Below are 18,702 nucleotides of genomic sequence, written 5' to 3'. Positions count from 1 at the left end.
ACCAGCGGCTAGCTGTGAGGGTTGTCGTCTTTTCTGGCGTCTGCCTTGAGCGTCGCGTCGGCACCGACCGCGTCGTCCGTGCCGGGTCTCCCGTCGGCGCCGGGTCTTCTGTCGGCGCCGGGTCTCCCGTGCGCCTCATCGGTCCCGTCCGCATCGCCCGTCTCATGCGTCTCGTCCGTCTCGGGCACGAACCCGTTCTCGCGTCGGAAGGAGTCGTAGATCTGCAGCAGGACGTTCTTCTGCCGCTCGTTGATCGACGGATCGGCCAGGATGACCGCCCGCGTCTCCAGCTCCTCCCGCTCCCGCTCGTCGAGGATTCCCGCCCTGACGTAGAGGGTCTCGGCCGAGATCCGCAGCGCCTTGGCGACCTGCTGCAGCACGTCCGCACTGGGCTTCCGCAGGCCGCGCTCGATCTGGCTGAGATACGGGTTCGACACCCCGGCGGCATCGGCGAGCTGCCGCAGCGAGAGCTGCGCGGCCCTGCGCTGCTCCCGGAGGTAGTCACCGAGACTGCCGACGTTGAGTGATGCCATGACCCGATACTGCAACACGAGCGCTAACTATTGCAAGCGCATGCTTGCAATAGTGTCGCAGCGCACCCCGCCTACCGCTCTCCCACCCACTTTTTTGTGCGTACTGGGCAACGGCCGACGGCACGCCGATGCTGAGTGCGGCGACGCGTCACCTTCACCCGTTCGCCAGGAGAACACCGTTATCCGATGTGGGAGTTGAGCCATGCCTCTGTCGACGGAACACCACGGACACCGCGACTACGACGAGCAGTCCGCCGCTGCGGTCACCGTCATCGGGCTGGGGCCGATGGGGCGGGCTCTCGCGGGTGCGTTCCTCGATGCCGGGGTGCGGACCACCGTCTGGAACCGGACTCCGGGGCGGGACCGTGAACTCGTCGGGCGGGGGGCGGTCCGTGCGCCGTCGGCCGAGGAGGCCGTGGCCGCGAGCGGGCTGATCGTCGTGTGCGTGGTGAACTACGACGCGGCGGAGGCGATCCTGCGGCCCGACGCCGTTGCCGGTGCGCTCAAGGGCCGTACGGTGGTCAATCTGACCGCCGACACCCCGGACCGGGCCCGGGAGACCGCCGCGTGGGCGGCCGAGCACGGTGTGCGGTACCTGGACGGGGCGATCATGACACCGACCGGGACCATCGGGACCCCGAACGCCGTCCTCCTCTTCAGCGGGCCCGAGGAGCTGTACCGCGAACACCGTTCCGCGCTCGACGCGTTGGGCGGCACCCACACCCATCTCGGTGAGCGGATCTGCCGCGCGGCGGCCTACGACATCGCGCTGCTCGACATCTTCTGGACCGCCATGACCGGGTTCAACCACGCCCTCGCCGTCGCGCGGGCCGAAGGGATCTCCGCCGGGGAGCTGGCCCCCTTCGCCGCGGGGATCGGGGGCATCCTTCCGGCGATCTTCACGGAGGTCGCTGCGGAGGTGGACGCGGGGACGTTCTCGGCCGAGGGCAGCCCGGTCACCTCCACCGCTTCGACCATGGCCCATGTCGTCGAGACCTCCGAGGCCCACGGCATCGACGCGGGCGTCATGCGCGCCGCCGAGGGCCTCGCCCGCCGGGCCATCGGGCTCGGTCATGGCGCGGAGGGGTTCCACCGGGTCGTCGAACTGCTGGGGCGACAGCAGGCCTGACCCTCAACCCCCTTGCAAAATGGGGTAGTTGGCGAGGGTATTTGCGGGGGAGCCGTTGATGCGACCGACCGGAGGCGTTCTCGCCCGTACGGATTCCGGGGCCCGGCGGCGGGCGTTGGCACCCGTGTGACCAGGGGAGTTGGCCGGCTGATCACCCGGGGGGCGGCTGCTCACCGGGGGGCGGCTGATCATCGGGGGGCGGGCTCACGGGGGTGCCCGGCCCCGCTGCTGCCGCGTAGCGGGTCGCCAAGTTCCGGAAGGCTGAGGCGAGTTCAGGAGGACCGACCACCTCGATGTCGGTGTCGAACCTCCCGATGGCGGCGGCCAGTCCGGGCCACGACCAGGAGCCCAGCACCAGTCGGCAGCGGTCCGGCCCCAACTCCTCGACGACGCCCTCGCGGGTGTGGCGGAGCACCTCGGCGGCGGGGAGGCCGAGGAGCACCTCGCCCCGGCAGGGCCAGCCGCCGGGGGCACCGGGGGCGGCACCGGCGTCGATGCCCCGGAACCGGGCGGTGATGAAGGCCGCCACGCTCCCGCCGGGCACCTCACGCGGGGTGAAGCGGGGGCCGGTGGGGGTGCGCGGGGTGATGCGGTCGGCCCGGAAGGTACGCCAGTCGGCGCGGTCCAGGTCCCAGGCCACCAGATACCACCGCCGGCCCCACGTGACGAGGTGGTGGGGTTCCACCCGGCGGGGTGGAGGCGGGGGCGTGGGGGCCGTGCTCGCGGGGGCGAGGGCCTTGCCCGCAGGGGCGGAGGTCGGGGCCGTAGGGCGCAGGTCCGTGGGGGGCGCGCTCGCGGGGGGCGCGCTCGCGGGGGCCTCGCTCGAAGGCGCGGGGGGCGAATCCGTGGAGGTCGCGGGCGCGGAGGTGGCGGGCGGGGACGTCGCAGGCGCGGAAGGCACGGGCGCGGGGGTCACAGGCGCGGACGGCAGGGCCGTGAGGATCCGGGGCGCCGAGGTCGGGGCGAGAGCCGTCCCCGACACCGGGCTGTAGTCGAAGCGCAGCACCTCGCGGGCGTGGACGGCGGCGCCGATCGCCATCAGGACCCCGCTGTCCACCTGCGGGTCCGGGCGGGCCGCCGGGCGGTCGACCGCCGTGAAGCGGAGCGTGTCGACGCGGTGGCGCAGCCGGGCGGGCAGCACCTGGCGGACCGTGTTCAGGGCCCGGGCCGCCGCCTCCTCGATGCCGGCGCCCGACGTGGTCGCGATCTGGAGGGCCACCGCCAGGGCCACGGCCTGCTCGTCGTCGAAGAGGAGCGGGGGCAGCTCCGTACCCGCGTCCAGGCGGTAACCACCGTCCGGGCCCTTCGTCGCCACGACCGGATAGCCCAGTTCCCGGAGCCGGTCCACATCGCGGCGCACGGTACGCGGGGTGACGTCCAGCCGGTCGGCCAGCAGCGCGCCCGGCCAGTCCCGGCGCGCCTGGAGGAGGGAGAGCAGCGACAGCAGCCGTGCGGAAGTTTTCGGCATGGCATCCATGGTGCCTGGAGTAGCGGACATAACCTGTCCTCTTCTCTTGGGATGGTGGATCCGTGCCGAAGAACACGTCGAAAGACGCGGCCGAGGCACGCGCACACACCGTGGACCCAGCGAAAGGCCGATGACCATGACCTCCTCCCCCGAGTCCAGCCCCAGCCCCTCCCCCGCCCCCGACGGCGAGCGCGCCGACCTCCTCGCCGAGCTGGCCGAGGCCCGGGGCGCCCTGATCCGTACCGTGAAGGGGCTCGGCGACCAGCAGATCGCCGAGCGGCCGACCGTCAGCTCGCTCTGCCTCGGCGGGCTGGTCAAGCACGTCGCCTCCACCGAGGAGAGCTGGCTCCGCTTCGTGACCGAGGGCCCCTCCGCCATGACCTTCGATCTGCCCGAGGGTGTGACCTGGGAGGACTTCGCCACCGGGACCGCCCACACCTACCCGCAGTGGGCCATCGACCGCCAGAACGACTTCCAGGTGCTGCCCGGCGAGACCCTGGCCGGGATTCTCGCGCGGTACGAGGAGGTCGCCGCCCGCACCGAGCAGGTCGTCGCCGCCCTTCCGGACCTCTCCGTGACGCAGCCCCTGCCCGACGCGCCCTGGAACGAGCCCGGAGCCGTACGCAGCGCCCGCCGCGTCCTCATCCACGTCATCGCCGAGACGACCCAGCACGCCGGACACGCGGACATCCTCCGCGAGGCCATCGACGGGCAGACCTCGACGTGAGCCGTGGCAGGAGCGGGGACGCGAACGGAGGAGGGGGGCGGGGGCGTGCGCAGGCGCCCGTGCTCGACGCGCGGGCGCTCAACCGGGCCACCCTCGCTCGCCAGTTGCTGCTGGAGCGGGGCGAACTGCCCGCTCTCGACGCCGTATCGCACCTCTGCGGATTGCAGGCGCAGGAGCCCCAGGAGCCGTTCACCGGGCTCTGGTCCCGGCTGCGCGGCTTCCGACCCGGCGCGCTCTCCGACCTGCTCACCGGGCGGCAGGTCGTCCGCACCCACCTCATGCGCCGGACCGTCCACCTCGTCACCGCCGCCGACGTCCTCGCCTGGCGGGCCCGGCACAACGCCATGCTGCGGCAGCGCGTGCTCGGGGTCTACCGCCGCGAACTCGCCGGGGTCGATCTCGACGAACTCGCGTCCGCCGGGCGGGAGGTGCTGGCCGACGGCGAACCCCGCTCGATGGCCCAGCTCGCCCGCGCGGTCGCCGACCGGTGGCCCGAGCCCGGCACCCGGCCGCTCGGGGAGATGCTGGTCGCCGGAGTCCTGCCGATGGTGCAGCTGCCGCCGCGCGGGGTGTGGCGGCAGAAGGCGGGGGTGCGCAACGCGCTGGTCTCGTCCTGGCTGGGGCGCGAGATCGACCCGCTGCCCACGGAGGACGGTTCGGATCCGGTGGGGCAGGAGCTGGTACGGCGGTATCTCGCCGCGTACGGGCCCGCCGCCACCGCCGACGTACGCGCCTGGTCCGGTCTCGCCGGGCTGCCCGGTGCGGTCGCCGCCCTGCGCGGGGAGCTGGTCACCTTCCGCGACGAGCGCGGCCGGGAGCTGCTGGACCTGCCCGACGCGCCGCGCCCCGACCCCGAAACCCCCGCGCCCGTCAGGTTCCTGCCCGCCTTCGACAACGCGATCCTCGGCTACGACGACCGCACCCGGATCATCGACGACGCCGACCGGGGGCTGTCGGTCGCCGGGGCCCGGGTCGTCCTGGTCGACGGCCGCGTCGCCGCGACCTGGGACGTGGAGCCGGGGACGGGGACGGGGAACGGGAAAGGCACCCGGACCTCCCGGACCACCCAAGGCGAGCGAGGCGCCGAGGACACCGTGGTCGTCACGCCGCTGCGGGCGTTCTCCCGGAGCGAGCGGGCCGAAGTCGCGGAGGAAGGCGAGCAGTTGGCGGCCTTCCTCTCGGACGGCGAGAGCGCGCGGGTACGGGTGGACCGGGAGGGGTGAGTCAGTCGGTTCCCCGGAAGATGTGCGGATCGGGAGCGTCCAGCTCCTCACCGGCCAGCAGGCACGGCCGCACAGCCCCTGCTCCGGCCCGCTCGGCGGAGAGGACCGGGAGCCGGGGCACCGAGGCGGCGGACGACGGCGGGTGCGGCGCCCGGGCGGCGGCGGGCAGCGGCTGGGGCGGCGCGGGCAGGAGCGCCGGCGGCGCCGTCCGCGGCGTACGGTCGAGCGTGACGTGTGCCATGACGACTCCCTCGTTCATGCGGTCGCCCCGACCGGGCTCCGTACCGGCCGCGCTGCCACGCGCGCCAGGAGGCACTCCTCCAGGAACGCGCAGACCCGCAGGTGATAGGCGCGGGCCGCCCAGCCGAGGCTGATGTTGTGCCCGGCGTCGGGCTGGTGGTCCACCCGTACGGGAGCGGTCACGAAGGCCCGGGTCAGCTCCGCCACCGCCGCGTCGTCGCACCGCCACCACTGCTCCTGCACGGCGAAGGTGAACCGGACGGGAACCCGTACCCGGGCCGCCAGCCGCGGATACAGCTCCGGCCACGAGGGGCCCTGCACCGCTTCGGTCTCCGGGACCGGTGAGATGAGCGTCTGGCCCAGCCGGAAGGCGTCCGGCGGGTAGAGCCGCAGGGCGCCCCAGTGCTTGCGCCAGTCGCCCCGCCGGTCCGGGCCCGGGAGCTGGTGCGGGGCGACGGCGAGGCGGTGGCCGAGCCCGGAGATGTCCAGGCCGATCAGCAGGTCGCCGCACTCCTCGTCGTCGGCGGCCGCGGCCAGGGCGAGCTTGCCCCCGTTGCTGTGGGCGACGAGGAAGAGCCCGTCGCCCGTGTGATGGCGTGCCGCGAAGTCGGCCAGCGCCGCCCACAGGACCGGGGCGGCCTCCTCCAGCGCCAGGCCCCGGGGCAGCTTCGCGGCGGAACGACCGTAGCCGGGGCGGTCGACGGCGAGCACGGTGTAGCCGAGCTGGGCACCCAGCCTGAGCAGGGACATGCCGGGGCGGGCCCGGCTGTCGAAGTATCCGGCGCGCATTCCTCCGCCGTGCAGCGCGACGATGACCGCCCGGGGCACCGCACCCGCGGGCTCGGCGAGCAGGGCGGACAGGGTGACACCGTCGGCATCCAGGGTGATCGGGCGGATCGTGGGTGTGGCGTGGGACGACATCCGGGGCATCGGGACCCCTTTCGCGGGAGGAGTGGTGATCGGGAGGGCGCGTCCGGGGCCCCGCGCACCACGCGGGGACGGGACGGACGGGAGGGGCAAGGCCCCGCCCCGTACGAGGGGTTCAGTTCCGGCCCGCTCCGCCGGCCCGCCAGCCCCGCGGGTCCCGGTGCGGTAACGTGGGCTCCGGGCGGCGCCAGCCGGCCGTGCGGGGCGGCTCCGCCGTCTCCGCGCCGTGCGCCGCCGCTGCCAGCCTGCTCAGCAGGACCGCCGTCAGGGCGGCCAGGTCCGCTTCCGTCGGACGGCCTCTGACGATCCGGAAGCCGGTGGCCGCCTCCGGCCCGGGCCCGCTCACTGCGGCGGGTTGCCGTGCTTGCGCGACGGCAGGTCGGCGTGTTTGTTCCGCAGCATGGCCAGCGACCGGATGATGATCCTCCGGGTCTGGCGCGGATCGATCACATCGTCCACGAGCCCGCGTTCGGCCGCGTAGTAGGGGTGCATCAGCTCGACCCGGTACTCCTTGATCTTCTGCTGCCGTACCGCGTCGGGGTCGTCGGCCGCGTTGATCTCGCGGCGGAAGATGACGTTGGCCGCGCCTTCCGCGCCCATCACGGCGATCTCGTTGGAGGGCCAGGCGAGCGCGAGGTCGGTGCCGATGGACCGGGAGTCCATGACGATGTACGCGCCGCCGTACGCCTTGCGCAGGACGAGGGAGATCCGGGGGACGGTGGCGTTGCAGTACGCGTACAGCAGCTTCGCGCCCCGCCGGATGATCCCGTTGTGCTCCTGGTCCACACCCGGCAGGAAGCCCGGCACGTCGACCAGGGTGACCAGCGGGATGTTGAACGCGTCGCAGAACTGGACGAACCGCGCCGCCTTCTCCGAGGCGTCGATGTCCAGCACGCCCGCGGACGAGGCGGGCTGGTTGGCGACGATGCCCACGACCTCGCCGCCCATCCGGGCCAGGGCGCAGACGACGTTGGTGGCCCAGGCCGGGTGGACCTCGAAGGAGTCGCCGTCGTCGACGATCTCCTCGATCACGGTGCGGATGTCGTAGACCCGCTGCGGATCGTCGGGCACCAGCTCCAGCAGCCGGTCGGTGGGGCGGTCGACCGGGTCGGTGACCGGAGCGGCCGGGGGCAGGTCGCGGTTGTTGGACGGCAGCAGCGAGAGCAGGTGGCGGACGTCCTCCATGCAGGCGCGCACGTCGTCGTAGGCGACGTGCGCCACTCCGGAGACCGCGCTGTGGGTGTCGGCGCCGCCCAGACCGTCCTGGGTGATCTCCTCGCCCGTCACGGAGCGGACGACGTCCGGGCCGGTGATGAACATCTGGGCGATCCCGCGGACCATGAAGACGAAGTCGGTGAGCGCGGGCGAGTAGGCGGCGCCGCCGGCGCACGGGCCGAGCATGACGGAGATCTGCGGGATCACCCCCGACGCCTTGGTGTTGCGGAGGAAGATGCCCCCGTACCCGGCGAGCGCGGAGACGCCCTCCTGGATGCGGGCGCCCGCGCCGTCGTTGAGCGAGACCAGCGGGGCACCGGCCGCCAGGGCCATGTCCATGATCTTGTGGATCTTGGCGGCGTGGGCCTCGCCCAGGGCTCCGCCGAAGATCCGGAAGTCATGGGCGTAGAGGAAGACGGTCCGGCCGTGGACCGTGCCCCAGCCGGTGATCACCCCGTCCGTGTAGGGGCGCTTGGCCTCCAGGCCGAAGCCGGTGGCGCGGTGCCGGCGCAGGGGCTCGACCTCGGTGAACGTGCCCTCGTCCAGGAGGAGGTCGATCCGTTCACGGGCGGTCAGTTTGCCCTTGGCGTGCTGGCGTTCGGTGGCCAGGGGGTCGGGACCTCGCTGGACCTCCTCCTTGATCAGGCCCAGCTCCTCCAGGCGCTCCACGGCCGTCCAGTGACCCCGCGCCTCCGGGGGCCGGGCCGCGGTCGCCCGTGCGGTGGTCTTCTCGTCGGTCGACATGGTGCACGCTCCTCAACGTGGGCTTCGGTCGGTCGTGCCGGCGTACGCGGGCTCCGGGGCGGCCGGTCCGTCGCCGGGGCGGTGGACGGGCAGCCAGCGGACGGTGACGCGGTCGGGGCGGGCGCCGTCGACCGCGACCGCCGCCGTGTGCTCCGGCCCGGCGGGCAGATCGAGCACCGTCCAGCGGGCGGGTCGGCGCCGGAGGTCGGCGCCCAGGTAGTCGATGCGCGGATGGCGGGAGAGGCCGGTGCCCAACGCCTTCAGGTAGGCCTCTTTACGGGTCCACAGCCGCCCGAAGTACGCCTGGCGCTCCTCGGGCGGCACGGCCGCCAGCTCCGCCCGCTCCCGGGTGTGCAGTGCGCGGGCGCACGCCTCGACCGTGCCGGTGGACGGGAGCCGTTCCACATCGACGCCGATCACCCGCGGGGCGACCGCGACGGCGACCAGCCCCCGGCTGTGCGCCAGCGAGAAGTGCAGCGCCGGCGCGTCGTCGGTCTGGACCACGGCCGGGCGCCCGTGCGGCCCGGAGCAGCCGGGGCAGGGTTCCCGTACGAACGTGAGCCCGGCGGGCGGGCGGCCGAGGTATCCGCCCAGCAGCCGCCGCAGCGCCGCGTGCGCCGTCGCGTACACGTCCCCGTCACCGGCGCGCGCGAAGGAGGCCGCGCGCCGCAGTTCGGCCGCGCTGAGCCCGGAGTCGGGGGAGCTGAGGCCGGAGTCGGGGGCGCTGAGCCCGGAGTCGGCCGCGCTGAGCCCGGAGTCGAGGGAGCTGGGCCCGGAACTGGGAGTCAGGAGCCCGGAGTCGGGGGCCGGGAGACCGGAGTCGGCCGCGCTGGGCCCGGAGTCGGAGGCCGTACCGGCGTCCTCGCCGGGCGACCGGGGGACGTACCCGGGACGCGGAGGCCGGACGAACCAGACGTGTACGTCCCCGGCCGCCGGACGGGCCGGCGTACGGGAGGTGCGGGACGGGGTGAGGTCATGTGCGGGGGCTCGGGCGGGCGCGAGCGCGGAGGCGGAGGCGTGAGCGATGTCCATGGGTTCCCTGAGGTCCGTGAGCCGGGGCGGGGGCGGAGACGGGGGTGCGGAGGGCCCCGCGCGGTCAGCGCGCCGCCCGCCTCCGGGAGCCCAGCCCCGTGAGCGCGGTCAGCAGGCCCAGCCCGCCCACCGCCGCGACCAGGACCAGCGCGGGGCGGACGGTGCCGGAGGCCGGGTGGGGCCCCGCCGCGGCGGACCCGGCGAGGAGTGCGGCGACGAGGGCCACCGTGAGCGCGGCGCCCAGCTGGACGGCCGTCTGGTACAGCGCGCCGGCCGCCCCCCGCTCCTCCGGCGCCAGATGGGCGGTCGCCCGGCTGTTCAGCGCGGCGAAGGAGAGGACGAACCCGCCCCCCACGAGGAGCAGGGTGGGCAGGATCCCGGTGGCGTACGTCGAGGGCTCGGGCGTGCGCAGGAGCAGCAGGTACCCGGTGAACGGGAGCAGGGCCCCGGCGGCGATCAGTCCCGGTGCGCCGAAGCGGGCGATCAGCCGGCCGGAGAAGAGAGCCGTCACCGCCAGCGGAAGAGCGGCCGGCAGGAAGGCCAGGGCGGTCTGCCAGGGCGTCCGGTCCGCGACGGTCTGGAGGTGGTGGGTCAGGACGAACAGCAGGCCCAGGTATGAGCCGTTGAGGCAGGCGGCACCGATCGCCGAGCGGACCAGCGCGCCGTCGCGGAGCAGCGGCAGCCGGGCGAGCGGGTCGGCCGCCGCCCGTTCCCGGGCGGCGTACAGGACGAGCAGCAGCGCTCCCAGGGCCAGCGAGCCGGTGGAACGGAGGTCCGCCAGGCCGTGGACGGGTATGGAGACGATGCCTCCGACCAGGGCGAGCAGGGCGCCCAGGAAGGCCGCCGCGCTCCCGAGGCCGAAGCCGCGGGAGCCCTCGCGTGCCGGTCCCCGGTCGGCGTCCCGGCGGTCCCCGCCGCCCCTCCCCCGTACCGGGCGGTGGCTCTGGGGGCCTCCCCCCTCGTCCCCGGAGCGCGGGATCAGCCGCAGCCCCAGGACGAAGAGGACGAGCACCACCGGGGCCGGAAAGGCGAAGGTGAGCCGCCAGCTGACGCCGGCCAGCCAGCCGGAGAGCAGCAGCCCGGTGGTGAAGCCGCCGGCGCCGAAGAAGGTGTAGACGGAGAGCGCCCGGTTCCGGGCCGGGCCCTCCGGGAACGCGGTGGCGATGATCGCCAGCCCGGTGGGGGCGGTCAGCGCCGCGCAGAAGCCCTTCACCACCCGGGTGGCGGCGAGGAGCCAGGGGCCCTCGGCCAGCGCGCCCGCCAGGGAGGCGGCGGCGAAGCAGAGGAGGGCGGCGAGGTAGACCCGGCGCCGCCCCAGCAGAGCGACGGCGCGGGCGCCCAGCAGCATCAGGCCGCCGAACCCGACGGCGAATCCGGTGACCGTCCACTGGGCCGTGGTGAGGGGTGCGCCGAGGTCCGTGCCGATCGCGGGCAGCGCCACGAGCGCCACGGACACTTCGAGCGCGTCGATGAGCATGTTGCCGGCGAGCACCACCAGCAGCCCCCACAGCCGGGGGCTCCAGAGGGCGTGCGCCGGAGCGGGTGCGGTGGGAGGGGAAGTGGAGGAGCTGGTCATCGTCCGGCGCTCCGGTGGGTCGGGGGCAGGAGGGGTCAGCCGAGCAGGGTGCCGCCGCTGGCGTCGACGAACGAGCCGGTGACCCAGCGGGCGTCGTCCGAGACCAGGAAGGCGATGACGTCGGCCACGTCCTCCGGCTCGCCCACCCGGTTGAAGGTGGAGAGTCCGGCCATCGCCGTGACGGCCTCCGGGATGTCGAAGACCGGGTTGCTGTTGCGGGTGATGCCGGGCGCGACGGAGTTGATGGTGATGTTGCGCGGGCCGAGCAGCTTGGCGAAGTGCAGGGCCAGCATCTCCACCGCGCCCTTGCTCATGGCGTAGGCGATCTCGTCCGGGTTGGCGAACCGGGTGAGGCCCGAGGAGATGTTCACGATCCGGCCGCCGTCCGGGATGTTGGCCAGGGCGCGCTGGATGATGAAGAAGGGCGCCTTGGCGTTCACCGCGAAGATGCGGTCGAACTGCTCGGGGGTCGTGTCCTCGGGCTTCACCCCGCCCATCACCCCGGCGTTGTTGACCAGGATGTTCAGTTCCGTGGTGCCGGTGCGCTCCTTCAGCCCCTCCTCCAGGCCGAGGAACAGCTGGTGGACACCGCCGGCCGCACTCAGTTCGGCCTGGACGGCGAAGGCGCGGCCGCCGTCCTTCTCGATCCGCTCGACGACCTCGGCCGCCGCGTCGGTGCCGGTCGCGTAGTGGACGGCGACGAGCGCCCCCTCGCGGGCCAGCCGTTCGGCGGTGGCCCGCCCCATGCCCCGGCTCGCGCCGGTGACCAGCGCCGTCTTTCCGGTGAGCTTGCCCATGTTCTCTCTCCTGACGATGTGTGAGCCGATGTGTGACGCGGAGTGTGCGCCGGCGCCCGGGGGGCCGGTGGTGGCGCCGGAGGCGCCGGTGGTGGTGGCCGCGGGTGCCGGGGTCCTCGCGGATCCGGGGGCACGGGCACCGGTGGGCCGGACGGTCCCCGCGATCCGGGTGTCCCGCGCGAACCAGGTGGTGAGGGCCGCTTCCAGGCCGGCCGCCGACGTACCGGCCCAGGCGACATAGCCGTCCGGCCGGATCAGGACGGCGTCCGCACCGTCCGGGTACACCGCGTCCGGCATGTCCCCGGGGCCCGGCGGCGGGTCGCCGGGGGTCCCGTCCGGGTGCGCCGCGTCCCCGGGCGGGAACGCCGTCACGACGTCCACGCTCCGGCCGAAGGGGCGCGCGGTCGCCGTCAGCAGCTCCCGGCGCGCCCGCGCGTCCGCCGTCACCAGCAGCACCCCGCGGGCGTCCCGCAGCAGCGCGGCCGTGCGGACCGCGGGGTCGGCGGCGCCGGGCAAAGGCCCCGGAGGGGGCCCGGTGGGGCGGAGCCGTACGGTCAGCGGCGGCAGCCTGCGGCCCGTCCACGGGTGCGGCCCGCCGCCCGGCCGCCCCGCGTCCGGGGACGCCCCGCCGTACCGGACGTCCAGTCCGCTGACCATGCCGGCCAGCCGCTCCCGTACCGCTTCGTACGGGAGCAGTTCGCCGATCACCGCGCGCAGGCCGGTGACCTCCGGGCCGCCCAGCAGCAGCCGGGCCTGGGCGCGGATGTTGGAGAGCACCTGGCGGCCCACCTCGTGCCGCTCCCGGTGGTAGGTGTCCAGCAGTCCGGCCGGGGCGCGGCCGCCGGTCACCGCCGCCAGCTTCCAGCCCAGGTTGACCGCGTCCTGGAGGCCGAGGTTCAGGGCCTGGCCGCCGATCGGCATCTGGGCGTGGGCGGCGTCCCCGGCGAGCAGCACCCGGCCCCGCCGGTACTGCTCGGCCTGGCGGGAGACGTCCCCGAACGCGTTGACCCACAAGGGAGTTCCGGACGAAAGGTCCTCCCCGGTGACGGCCGACCAGGCCGCCACGATGTCCGCGAAGGACGCCTCGGCGGCCCGGGGTGCGCGGCCGAGCTGGTGGACCATCACCCGGGTGACACCGTCCGGCCGGCGCGCGGCGATGGCCAGTCCGCCCGGCAGCCGTTCGAAGCGGCGGGCGCGGATGTCGATGCCGTCGATGTCCGCCCGGATCAGCTCCCGTTCGGCGTCCGCCCCGGGGAACGCGATGCCGGCGAGCCGGCGCACGGTGGAGTCCTCGCCGTCGCACCCGACGACGTACGCGGCCGTGATCCGCACCGGCGCGCCCGTCGGGCCCGTCGCCTCGACCACCGCCCGGTCCGGGTGCTGCTCCAGACCGGTGACCCGGTGGCCGCGCCGGACCTCCGCGCCGAGCCGGACGGCCCAGGCGCCGAGCACCTCCTCCGTGCGGGTCTGCGGGACCTTCCACTGCCCCGGATAGGGGCCGGGCAGGGTCAGGTCCATGGGGAGTCCGCCGAAGTGGCCGCGGGGCTCGCACGGCGGGTCACCGAATCCTCCGTCGCCCGACAGGCCGCGCTGGTCCAGGAGTTCCATGGTCCGGGCGTGCAGGGTGGAGGCGCGGGACTCGGTCGTCGGTGCCGTCAGCCGGTCCAGTACGAGCACGTCCGCACCGCCGAGCCGCAGCTCCCCGGCAAGCATCAGCCCGACGGGTCCGGCGCCCACGACGACGACGTCGGTGTCCAGGACGGGCGCCCCGGAGCCGCCGGGGGCGGCCTCCCGGGGGGCGTCCGTGGTGACGGGGGCCCGCACGGCGTCAGCGCCGGGCTTCGGCGTAGTCCTTGGCGTGGCCGAGGGTGGCGCGGCTGTTGGTGCTGAGCGCCCCCTGCACGTACTCCTTCGCCTGCGCGGCGTCCGCCTCGGGGCCGAGGATCTTCCCGATGTTCTCCGCGCGGATCACGACGGTGTGCTGGGAGGTCGCCTCGACCGTGCCCGTGCCGGTCTCCCGGAAGGTCCAGACCCCGGTGTGCAGGTCCATCAGGGCGGGCAGCGTCGTCTGCTTGTAGGCGATCCGGTCGCCGTTCAGGCAGACCCGGTACGACTTCGTCGTGTGCACCGAACCGTCCTTGGCCCGGGTGTCCATCTCCAGGGTCTGGAGGCCGGGGGTGTCCTCGGTGAGCCGGACGACCGCCACGTGCGGCAGCCGCTCCGACCAGAGCCCGGCCTCGTTGATGAAGTCGTAGACGTCCTTGGCGGATCCGGCGATCTCGACGGTGTCCTCGAAGGAGAAGGTCAGCTCGGCGGCGGCCGTGACGCGTTCGACGTTGGTCTTGAGTGCCGCCAGTTCGGAGCGCGAGTTGCGGTCCACGGCCTCGTCGATCCAGGCGAGGCCGGCGGGGTCGTCGTCGACGGCGGTGTAGTCGTGCAGCAGGCGGATCCGGGACTCGGCGGCGGAGAGCGGCTCGATGATCCAGGTGCCGCCCATGGTGGCGACGGGCGGGGTCGAGACCTGCTGGCGGAAGGTGATCCGCATCGCCTCGGGGTCCAGGACGCGGCGCGAGGTCCAGTTCTTGGCCTCGCCGTTGGCGGTGGCCCAGATCCGGATCAGCTCCTCGCCGGCGGAGCGCTCGATGTGGTCGACGTAGATGGTCGGCGGGAAGATGCGGGGCCAGTTCTCCACCTCGGCGATCAGCCGGTACACCTCGGCGGCGGGGGCCGAGACCGTGATCTCGTGCTCCACCTCGCGCGGTCGGGAATCGGTCATGCGGGGTCATCTCCTCAGGTCGTCGCGCCCGGCCGTACGGGCAGGGGCGGGCGGGGTCCGGCTGGGCAGGCAGGGGCGGGCGGAGGGTCAGAAGTTGCCGAGGCCGCCGCAGACGTTGAGCGCCTGCGCGGTGATGGAGGCGGCCGTGTCCGAGGCGAGGTAGCCCACCAGGCCGGCCACCTCCTCGGGGGTGGAGTAGCGGCCGAGCGGGATCTTGGCGGTGAACTTCTGCATGATCGCGTCCTCGGAGGTGTCGTACGCGGCCGCGTACCCGGCCCGGACGCGCTGCGCCATCGGCGTCTCGACGTACCCGGGGCAGACCGCGTTCACGGTGATGCCGGTGGGGGCGAGTTCGTTGCCGAGGGCCTTGGTGAAGCCGACGACGCCGTGCTTGGAGGCGGAGTAGGGCGCCCCGAGGACGACCCCCTGCTTCCCGGCGGTGGAGGCGATGTTGATGATCCGGCCCCGGTCCTTGCCGCGCATCCCGCCGGTGTTCAGCACGGCCCGGGTGAGGCGGAAGACGCTGGTGAGGTTGGTCTCCATGACGTCGTTCCACAGCTCGTCGTCGAGGTCGGCGGTGACTCCGCCGCCGCTGCGGCCCGCGTTGTTGACCAGGACGTCGACCGTGCCGAAGCGCTCGACGGCCGCGGCGACGAAGGCCTCGACGGACTCCGGCGAGCGCACGTCGAGCACGCTCCCGTCGGCCTCCAGGCCCTCCTCGCGCAGGGACTTGACGGTGGCGGCGACGTTCTCCGCGTCCCGGGCACCGATGAAGACGCGGTGCCCCTGGGTGCCCAGCAGCCGGGCGACCGCAAGGCCGATGCCGCTGGTGGCGCCGGAGACGAGGGCGAGGGGAGGGGCGTTCCGGGGCATGGCTGCTCCTTGGGAGAGGGGTGCGAGGGGGTGGTGCGGGAGGTACGCGGACGGGTGCGGGCGCCGTCGGGGTGCGGCCTGCCGGGGCTCACGGGACAGCTCCCGGGCAGGGGGCGTACCGGGCGGGCGGCGCGTCCGCCCCCGGTGGGGTCGGCGGCGGTCAGGCCGGGGTCACCCGGTCCAGGTGCTCGTTCACGACCTCGACCATGCGGCGCGGGGTCCGGACATCGCCGACCACCGAGTCGTCGAGGGTGATGCCGTATTCGCGCTCGATCCGGCCGCAGGTCTCCAGCAGCGCCAGGGACTCGTAGCCCAGCTCCTCGAAGTCCGTGTCGAGGATGTCGCCGTCGAAGTCGACGCTCTCGTCGGCGCCGGCGCCCTCGCGGAGGATGCGCTTGAGGTTCTCCAGGGTGAAGGCCCCGGGGTGTTCGTCCGTGGTGGTCGCCGTGGCCGTACCGGTGGTGGTGTCCATGTCGTTTCCGCCTTCTGTCGGTGGTCGGCCGCGGACGGCCGTGGAGGGTGGGACGGGGGCGTGCGGGGCGGTGCGGGCGCGGTCAGAGCGCGGCGGCGACGACCGCCGAGTTGAAGCCGCCGTGCCCCCGGGCGAGCACCAGGGCGTTGCGGACCGGGAGCGTCCGCGCCTCGGTGACCAGGTCCAGTTCGTGGGCCGGGTCCGGGTCGACGTTGACCGTGGCCGGGACGAGCCCGTCCCGCATGGCGAGGAAGGCGGTCGCGACGTCGAGCGGCGCGGCCCCCGAGTAGAGCCGTCCGGTCATGGTCTTGGGGGCGGTGATGGGCACCCCGCGGGGCCCGAAGAGGGCCTTCAGGGCCTCGGCCTCCACCCGGTCCAGCTCCGGGACCGCCGCCGCGTCGGCGAAGACCACGTCGATGTCGGCCGGCGTCAGCCCGGCCTCCGCGAGGGCCAGTTCGGCGGCCCGGAGGAGTCCCGGCGGGCGTCCGCTGCCGGGGGCCGGGTCGAAGGTGGCGCCGTACCCGGCGATGTGTCCGTAGACCGTGGCGCCCCGCTCCGCCGCGGCGGCCTCGTCCTCCATGATCAGGATGGCGCCGCCCTCGCCGGGCACGTGTCCGGCGGCGGAGGCGTCGAAGGGGAGGTACGCGGAGCCCGGGTCGTCCCCGGTGGCCAGCCGCCCGCCCGCGAGCTGCGCGACCCAGCCCCAGGGGCAGATGGAGGCGTCCACCGAGCCGGAGACGACCAGCCGGGTGCCCTTGCGGATCTGGCGGCGGGCCTGGGCCAGCGCGTCGAGCCCGCCCGCCTGGTCGGAGACGACGACTCCGCTGGGACCCTTCATGCCGTTGCGGATCGAGATCTGGCCGCTGTTGACCGCGTAGAACCAGGCGAAGGACTGGTACGCGGAGACGTACTGGCTCCCCTCGGACCACAGCTTCTGCAGCTCGCCCTGGCCGAACTCGAAGCCGCCGGAGGAGCTCGCGGTGACCACGCCCATGGAGTAGGCGGGGAGTTCGTCCGGGACCACCCCGGCATCGGCCAGCGCCCAGTCGGCGGCGACGAGGGCGAGCCGCGTCATGTGGTCGGTCTGGGCCATCAGCCGGCTCGGCAGGTGCTCGGATGCGGTGAACCCCGGCACCTCCCCGGCCAGCCGGGCCGGATACCCCGAGGGGTCGAAGCGGGTGATCCGCCCGATGCCGCTCTTCCCGGACCGGGCGGCCGCCCAATAGGGCTCCGTACCCAGCCCGTTGGGGGCGGTCACGCCGATACCGGTGACCACCGCGCGGGGCGTGCTCGTCGACGGGCTCATGGCCGGTTCCTCTCCGGACGGGCGAGCACCATGGCGCTCTGGAAGCCGCCGAACCCGCTGCCGACGGTGAGGACCGTGTCCGTCCGGTGCTCGCGCGCCGTCAACGGGACGTAGTCCAGGTCGCATTCGGGGTCGGGCGTGTGCAGGTTGGCCGTCGGGGGCACCACGTGGTGCTCCATGGCGAGCACCGAGGCGGCGATCTCGATGGAGCCGATCGCCCCCAGCGAGTGGCCGACCATCGACTTGATGGACGAGACGGGGGTGCGGTACGCGTGGTCGCCGAGGCTCTTCTTCAGGGCGGCCGTCTCGTGGCGGTCGTTCTGCTTGGTGCCGGAGCCGTGCGCGTTGACGTAGTCGACGGCGTCGGGGTTCAGCCGGGCCTCGTCCAGCGCGACGGTGATGGCCTCGGCCATCTCCGCACCGTCCGTGCGCAGCCCCGTCATGTGGAAGGCGTTGCAGCGCGAGGCGTATCCGGCGATCTCGGCGTAGATGTGCGCCCCGCGGCGGCGTGCGGCCTCCAGCTCCTCCAGGACGAAGACCGCCGCCCCTTCGCCCAGCACGAACCCGTTGCGGGTGCCGTCGAAGGGGCGTGAGGCGTGCTCGGGGTCGTCGTTGCGCGGGGTGGTGGCCTTGATCGCGTCGAAGCAGGCCAGGGTGATCGGGGAGATCGGGGCGTCCGTGGCCCCGGCCACCATGACGTCGGCGGAGCCCTCGCGGATCAGCTCCACCGCGTGGCCCACCGCGTCGATGCCCGAGGTGCAGCCGGTGGAGACGACGGTGGCCGCGCCCTCCGCCCCCGCCGCCCAGGCGACCTCGGCCGCGAAGGAGCTGGGGACCAGGTAGTTGTAGAGGTGCGGGACCGCGTAGGTGTGGTCCACGTGCGTGAGCCGGCCGCCGTCGCTGACGACCCGGTACTCCTCGTCCAGGCCCATCGTCGCGCCGACGGCGCTGCCGATGGTGACGCCCGTGCGGTACGGGTCGCGGGCGGCCAGGTCCAGCCCGCTGTCGGCCAGGGCCTCGCGGGTCGTGACGACCGCCAGCTGGGCCGCGCGGTCCATCCGCCGGATCTCCTGCGGACTCAGCCCGTGCGCCTCCGGGTCGAAGTCGATCTCGGCGGCGACCCGGGAGCGGAAGGCGGAGGGGTCGAAGAAGGTGATGCCCCGGGTGGCCGTGCGGCCCTCGCTCAGCAGGCTCCAGAAGCTCTTGGTGCCGATGCCGTCGGGGGCGGTGACGCCCACCCCCGTGATCACCACGCGCCGGGCGCTCACCGCCGTCCCTCCCAGTCGTAGAAGCGGGTGGCGAGCGCGTCGGCCGGGGACCGCCAGGTCGCCGGGTCGTACGCCTCGATGAACGGCTTGAGGTCGTCGCTGATGCGCTGGAAGCGCGGGTCGGTCTTGGCGGCCTCGATCAGCTCGCCCCCGTTGTCGGCGTCGAAGTCCTGGAGGTGGAAGTAGAGGTTGCGGTAGCTGAAGAGCTGACGGCGGCGGGTGCCCATCCGATGGGGCATCTCGGTGCCGTCGAAGTCGCGGAAGAGCCGGGCGACTTCCTCGCTGGAGCCGGGGTTCATCCGGGCCACGATCAACGTGCTGTGCATGGGATCTCCGTAGAAAGGGTGGGAACGGCCCGCGAGAGGCCGGGAGAGGCGGGCGGGGAACCGGGAGAGG

Annotated in this window: 18 protein-coding genes; 3 read left to right on the top strand and 15 right to left on the bottom strand. The window is 74.1% G+C overall.

Annotated elements, in window-relative coordinates:
- Positions 1-8: 8 nt before the first annotated feature.
- Positions 9-533, bottom strand: a complete 525-nt coding sequence (locus tag ACQ9ZG_RS18405; RefSeq protein WP_109914534.1) for a helix-turn-helix domain-containing protein — start codon at positions 531-533, stop codon at positions 9-11.
- A 202-nt stretch (positions 534-735) separates the two neighbouring features.
- Here ACQ9ZG_RS18405 and ACQ9ZG_RS18400 point away from each other — a divergent pair, with 202 nt between their 5' ends.
- Positions 736-1,662 carry an NAD(P)-dependent oxidoreductase gene (locus ACQ9ZG_RS18400; protein ID WP_109915621.1) on the top strand — a complete coding sequence of 309 codons (927 nt, stop codon included), beginning with the start codon at positions 736-738 and terminating at the stop codon, positions 1,660-1,662.
- A gap of 151 nt (positions 1,663-1,813) precedes the next feature.
- Here ACQ9ZG_RS18400 and ACQ9ZG_RS18395 read toward each other — a convergent pair whose 3' ends face one another.
- A complete protein-coding gene (locus ACQ9ZG_RS18395) occupies positions 1,814-3,130 on the bottom strand; it encodes a helix-turn-helix transcriptional regulator (protein WP_499280870.1) in 1,317 nt (438 codons plus the stop codon).
- A gap of 130 nt (positions 3,131-3,260) precedes the next feature.
- Here ACQ9ZG_RS18395 and ACQ9ZG_RS18390 point away from each other — a divergent pair, with 130 nt between their 5' ends.
- Both ACQ9ZG_RS18390 and ACQ9ZG_RS18385 read left to right on the top strand, forming a co-directional pair.
- A complete protein-coding gene (locus ACQ9ZG_RS18390) occupies positions 3,261-3,857 on the top strand; it encodes a DinB family protein (RefSeq protein ID WP_109917373.1) in 597 nt (198 codons plus the stop codon).
- 59 nt (positions 3,858-3,916) lie between these two features.
- Complete coding sequence (locus ACQ9ZG_RS18385; RefSeq protein WP_109917374.1) at positions 3,917-5,080, top strand: winged helix DNA-binding domain-containing protein; 1,164 nt, start codon at positions 3,917-3,919, stop codon at positions 5,078-5,080.
- Position 5,081: 1 nt separating this feature from the next.
- Here the strand turns inward: ACQ9ZG_RS18385 and ACQ9ZG_RS18380 are convergent, their stop codons facing one another.
- From ACQ9ZG_RS18380 to ACQ9ZG_RS18320, 13 genes are all read right to left on the bottom strand, one after another.
- A complete protein-coding gene (locus ACQ9ZG_RS18380; RefSeq protein ID WP_499280869.1) occupies positions 5,082-5,321 on the bottom strand; it encodes a hypothetical protein in 240 nt (79 codons plus the stop codon).
- A 14-nt stretch (positions 5,322-5,335) separates the two neighbouring features.
- On the bottom strand, positions 5,336-6,250 hold the full coding sequence (locus ACQ9ZG_RS18375; protein WP_109914608.1) for an alpha/beta hydrolase: 915 nt from the start codon (positions 6,248-6,250) through the stop codon (positions 5,336-5,338).
- A gap of 112 nt (positions 6,251-6,362) precedes the next feature.
- Positions 6,363-6,593, bottom strand: a complete 231-nt coding sequence (locus tag ACQ9ZG_RS18370) for an acyl-CoA carboxylase subunit epsilon (RefSeq protein WP_499280867.1) — start codon at positions 6,591-6,593, stop codon at positions 6,363-6,365.
- A complete protein-coding gene (locus ACQ9ZG_RS18365) occupies positions 6,590-8,206 on the bottom strand; it encodes an acyl-CoA carboxylase subunit beta (protein WP_028419501.1) in 1,617 nt (538 codons plus the stop codon). The genes ACQ9ZG_RS18370 and ACQ9ZG_RS18365 overlap by 4 nt, the downstream gene beginning before the upstream one ends.
- 12 nt (positions 8,207-8,218) lie before the next feature.
- Positions 8,219-9,238 (bottom strand): 4'-phosphopantetheinyl transferase family protein, encoded by a 1,020-nt coding sequence (locus ACQ9ZG_RS18360; RefSeq protein ID WP_499280865.1) that lies wholly within the window; start codon positions 9,236-9,238, stop codon positions 8,219-8,221.
- Between the two features lie 64 nt (positions 9,239-9,302).
- Positions 9,303-10,814 (bottom strand): MFS transporter, encoded by a 1,512-nt coding sequence (locus tag ACQ9ZG_RS18355; RefSeq protein ID WP_499280864.1) that lies wholly within the window; start codon positions 10,812-10,814, stop codon positions 9,303-9,305.
- 35 nt (positions 10,815-10,849) lie between these two features.
- Complete coding sequence (locus tag ACQ9ZG_RS18350) at positions 10,850-13,435, bottom strand: SDR family oxidoreductase (RefSeq protein ID WP_499280863.1); 2,586 nt, start codon at positions 13,433-13,435, stop codon at positions 10,850-10,852.
- A gap of 4 nt (positions 13,436-13,439) precedes the next feature.
- Entirely contained in the window at positions 13,440-14,387 is a 948-nt protein-coding gene (locus tag ACQ9ZG_RS18345) for an aromatase/cyclase (RefSeq protein ID WP_109915545.1), read from the bottom strand.
- A gap of 87 nt (positions 14,388-14,474) precedes the next feature.
- Positions 14,475-15,260: a 3-oxoacyl-ACP reductase FabG gene (gene fabG, locus ACQ9ZG_RS18340; RefSeq protein ID WP_018488942.1), complete on the bottom strand. Its 786-nt coding sequence runs from the start codon at positions 15,258-15,260 to the stop codon at positions 14,475-14,477.
- 160 nt (positions 15,261-15,420) lie between these two features.
- A complete protein-coding gene (locus tag ACQ9ZG_RS18335; RefSeq protein ID WP_018488941.1) occupies positions 15,421-15,732 on the bottom strand; it encodes an acyl carrier protein in 312 nt (103 codons plus the stop codon).
- A gap of 82 nt (positions 15,733-15,814) precedes the next feature.
- On the bottom strand, positions 15,815-17,038 hold the full coding sequence (locus ACQ9ZG_RS18330; protein WP_109915546.1) for a ketosynthase chain-length factor: 1,224 nt from the start codon (positions 17,036-17,038) through the stop codon (positions 15,815-15,817).
- Positions 17,035-18,306 (bottom strand): beta-ketoacyl-[acyl-carrier-protein] synthase family protein, encoded by a 1,272-nt coding sequence (locus ACQ9ZG_RS18325; RefSeq protein ID WP_018488939.1) that lies wholly within the window; start codon positions 18,304-18,306, stop codon positions 17,035-17,037. The genes ACQ9ZG_RS18330 and ACQ9ZG_RS18325 overlap by 4 nt, the downstream gene beginning before the upstream one ends.
- Positions 18,303-18,632, bottom strand: coding sequence for a TcmI family type II polyketide cyclase (locus ACQ9ZG_RS18320; protein ID WP_018488938.1), 330 nt, complete (start codon positions 18,630-18,632; stop codon positions 18,303-18,305). The genes ACQ9ZG_RS18325 and ACQ9ZG_RS18320 overlap by 4 nt, the downstream gene beginning before the upstream one ends.
- Positions 18,633-18,702: the final 70 nt, after the last annotated feature.

Source organism: Streptomyces araujoniae, assembly GCF_050871195.1.
GTDB lineage: Bacteria > Actinomycetota > Actinomycetes > Streptomycetales > Streptomycetaceae > Streptomyces > Streptomyces bacillaris.
Note: the sequence above shows the minus strand (reverse complement) of the source record. Positions and strands in the feature narration are given on the sequence as shown.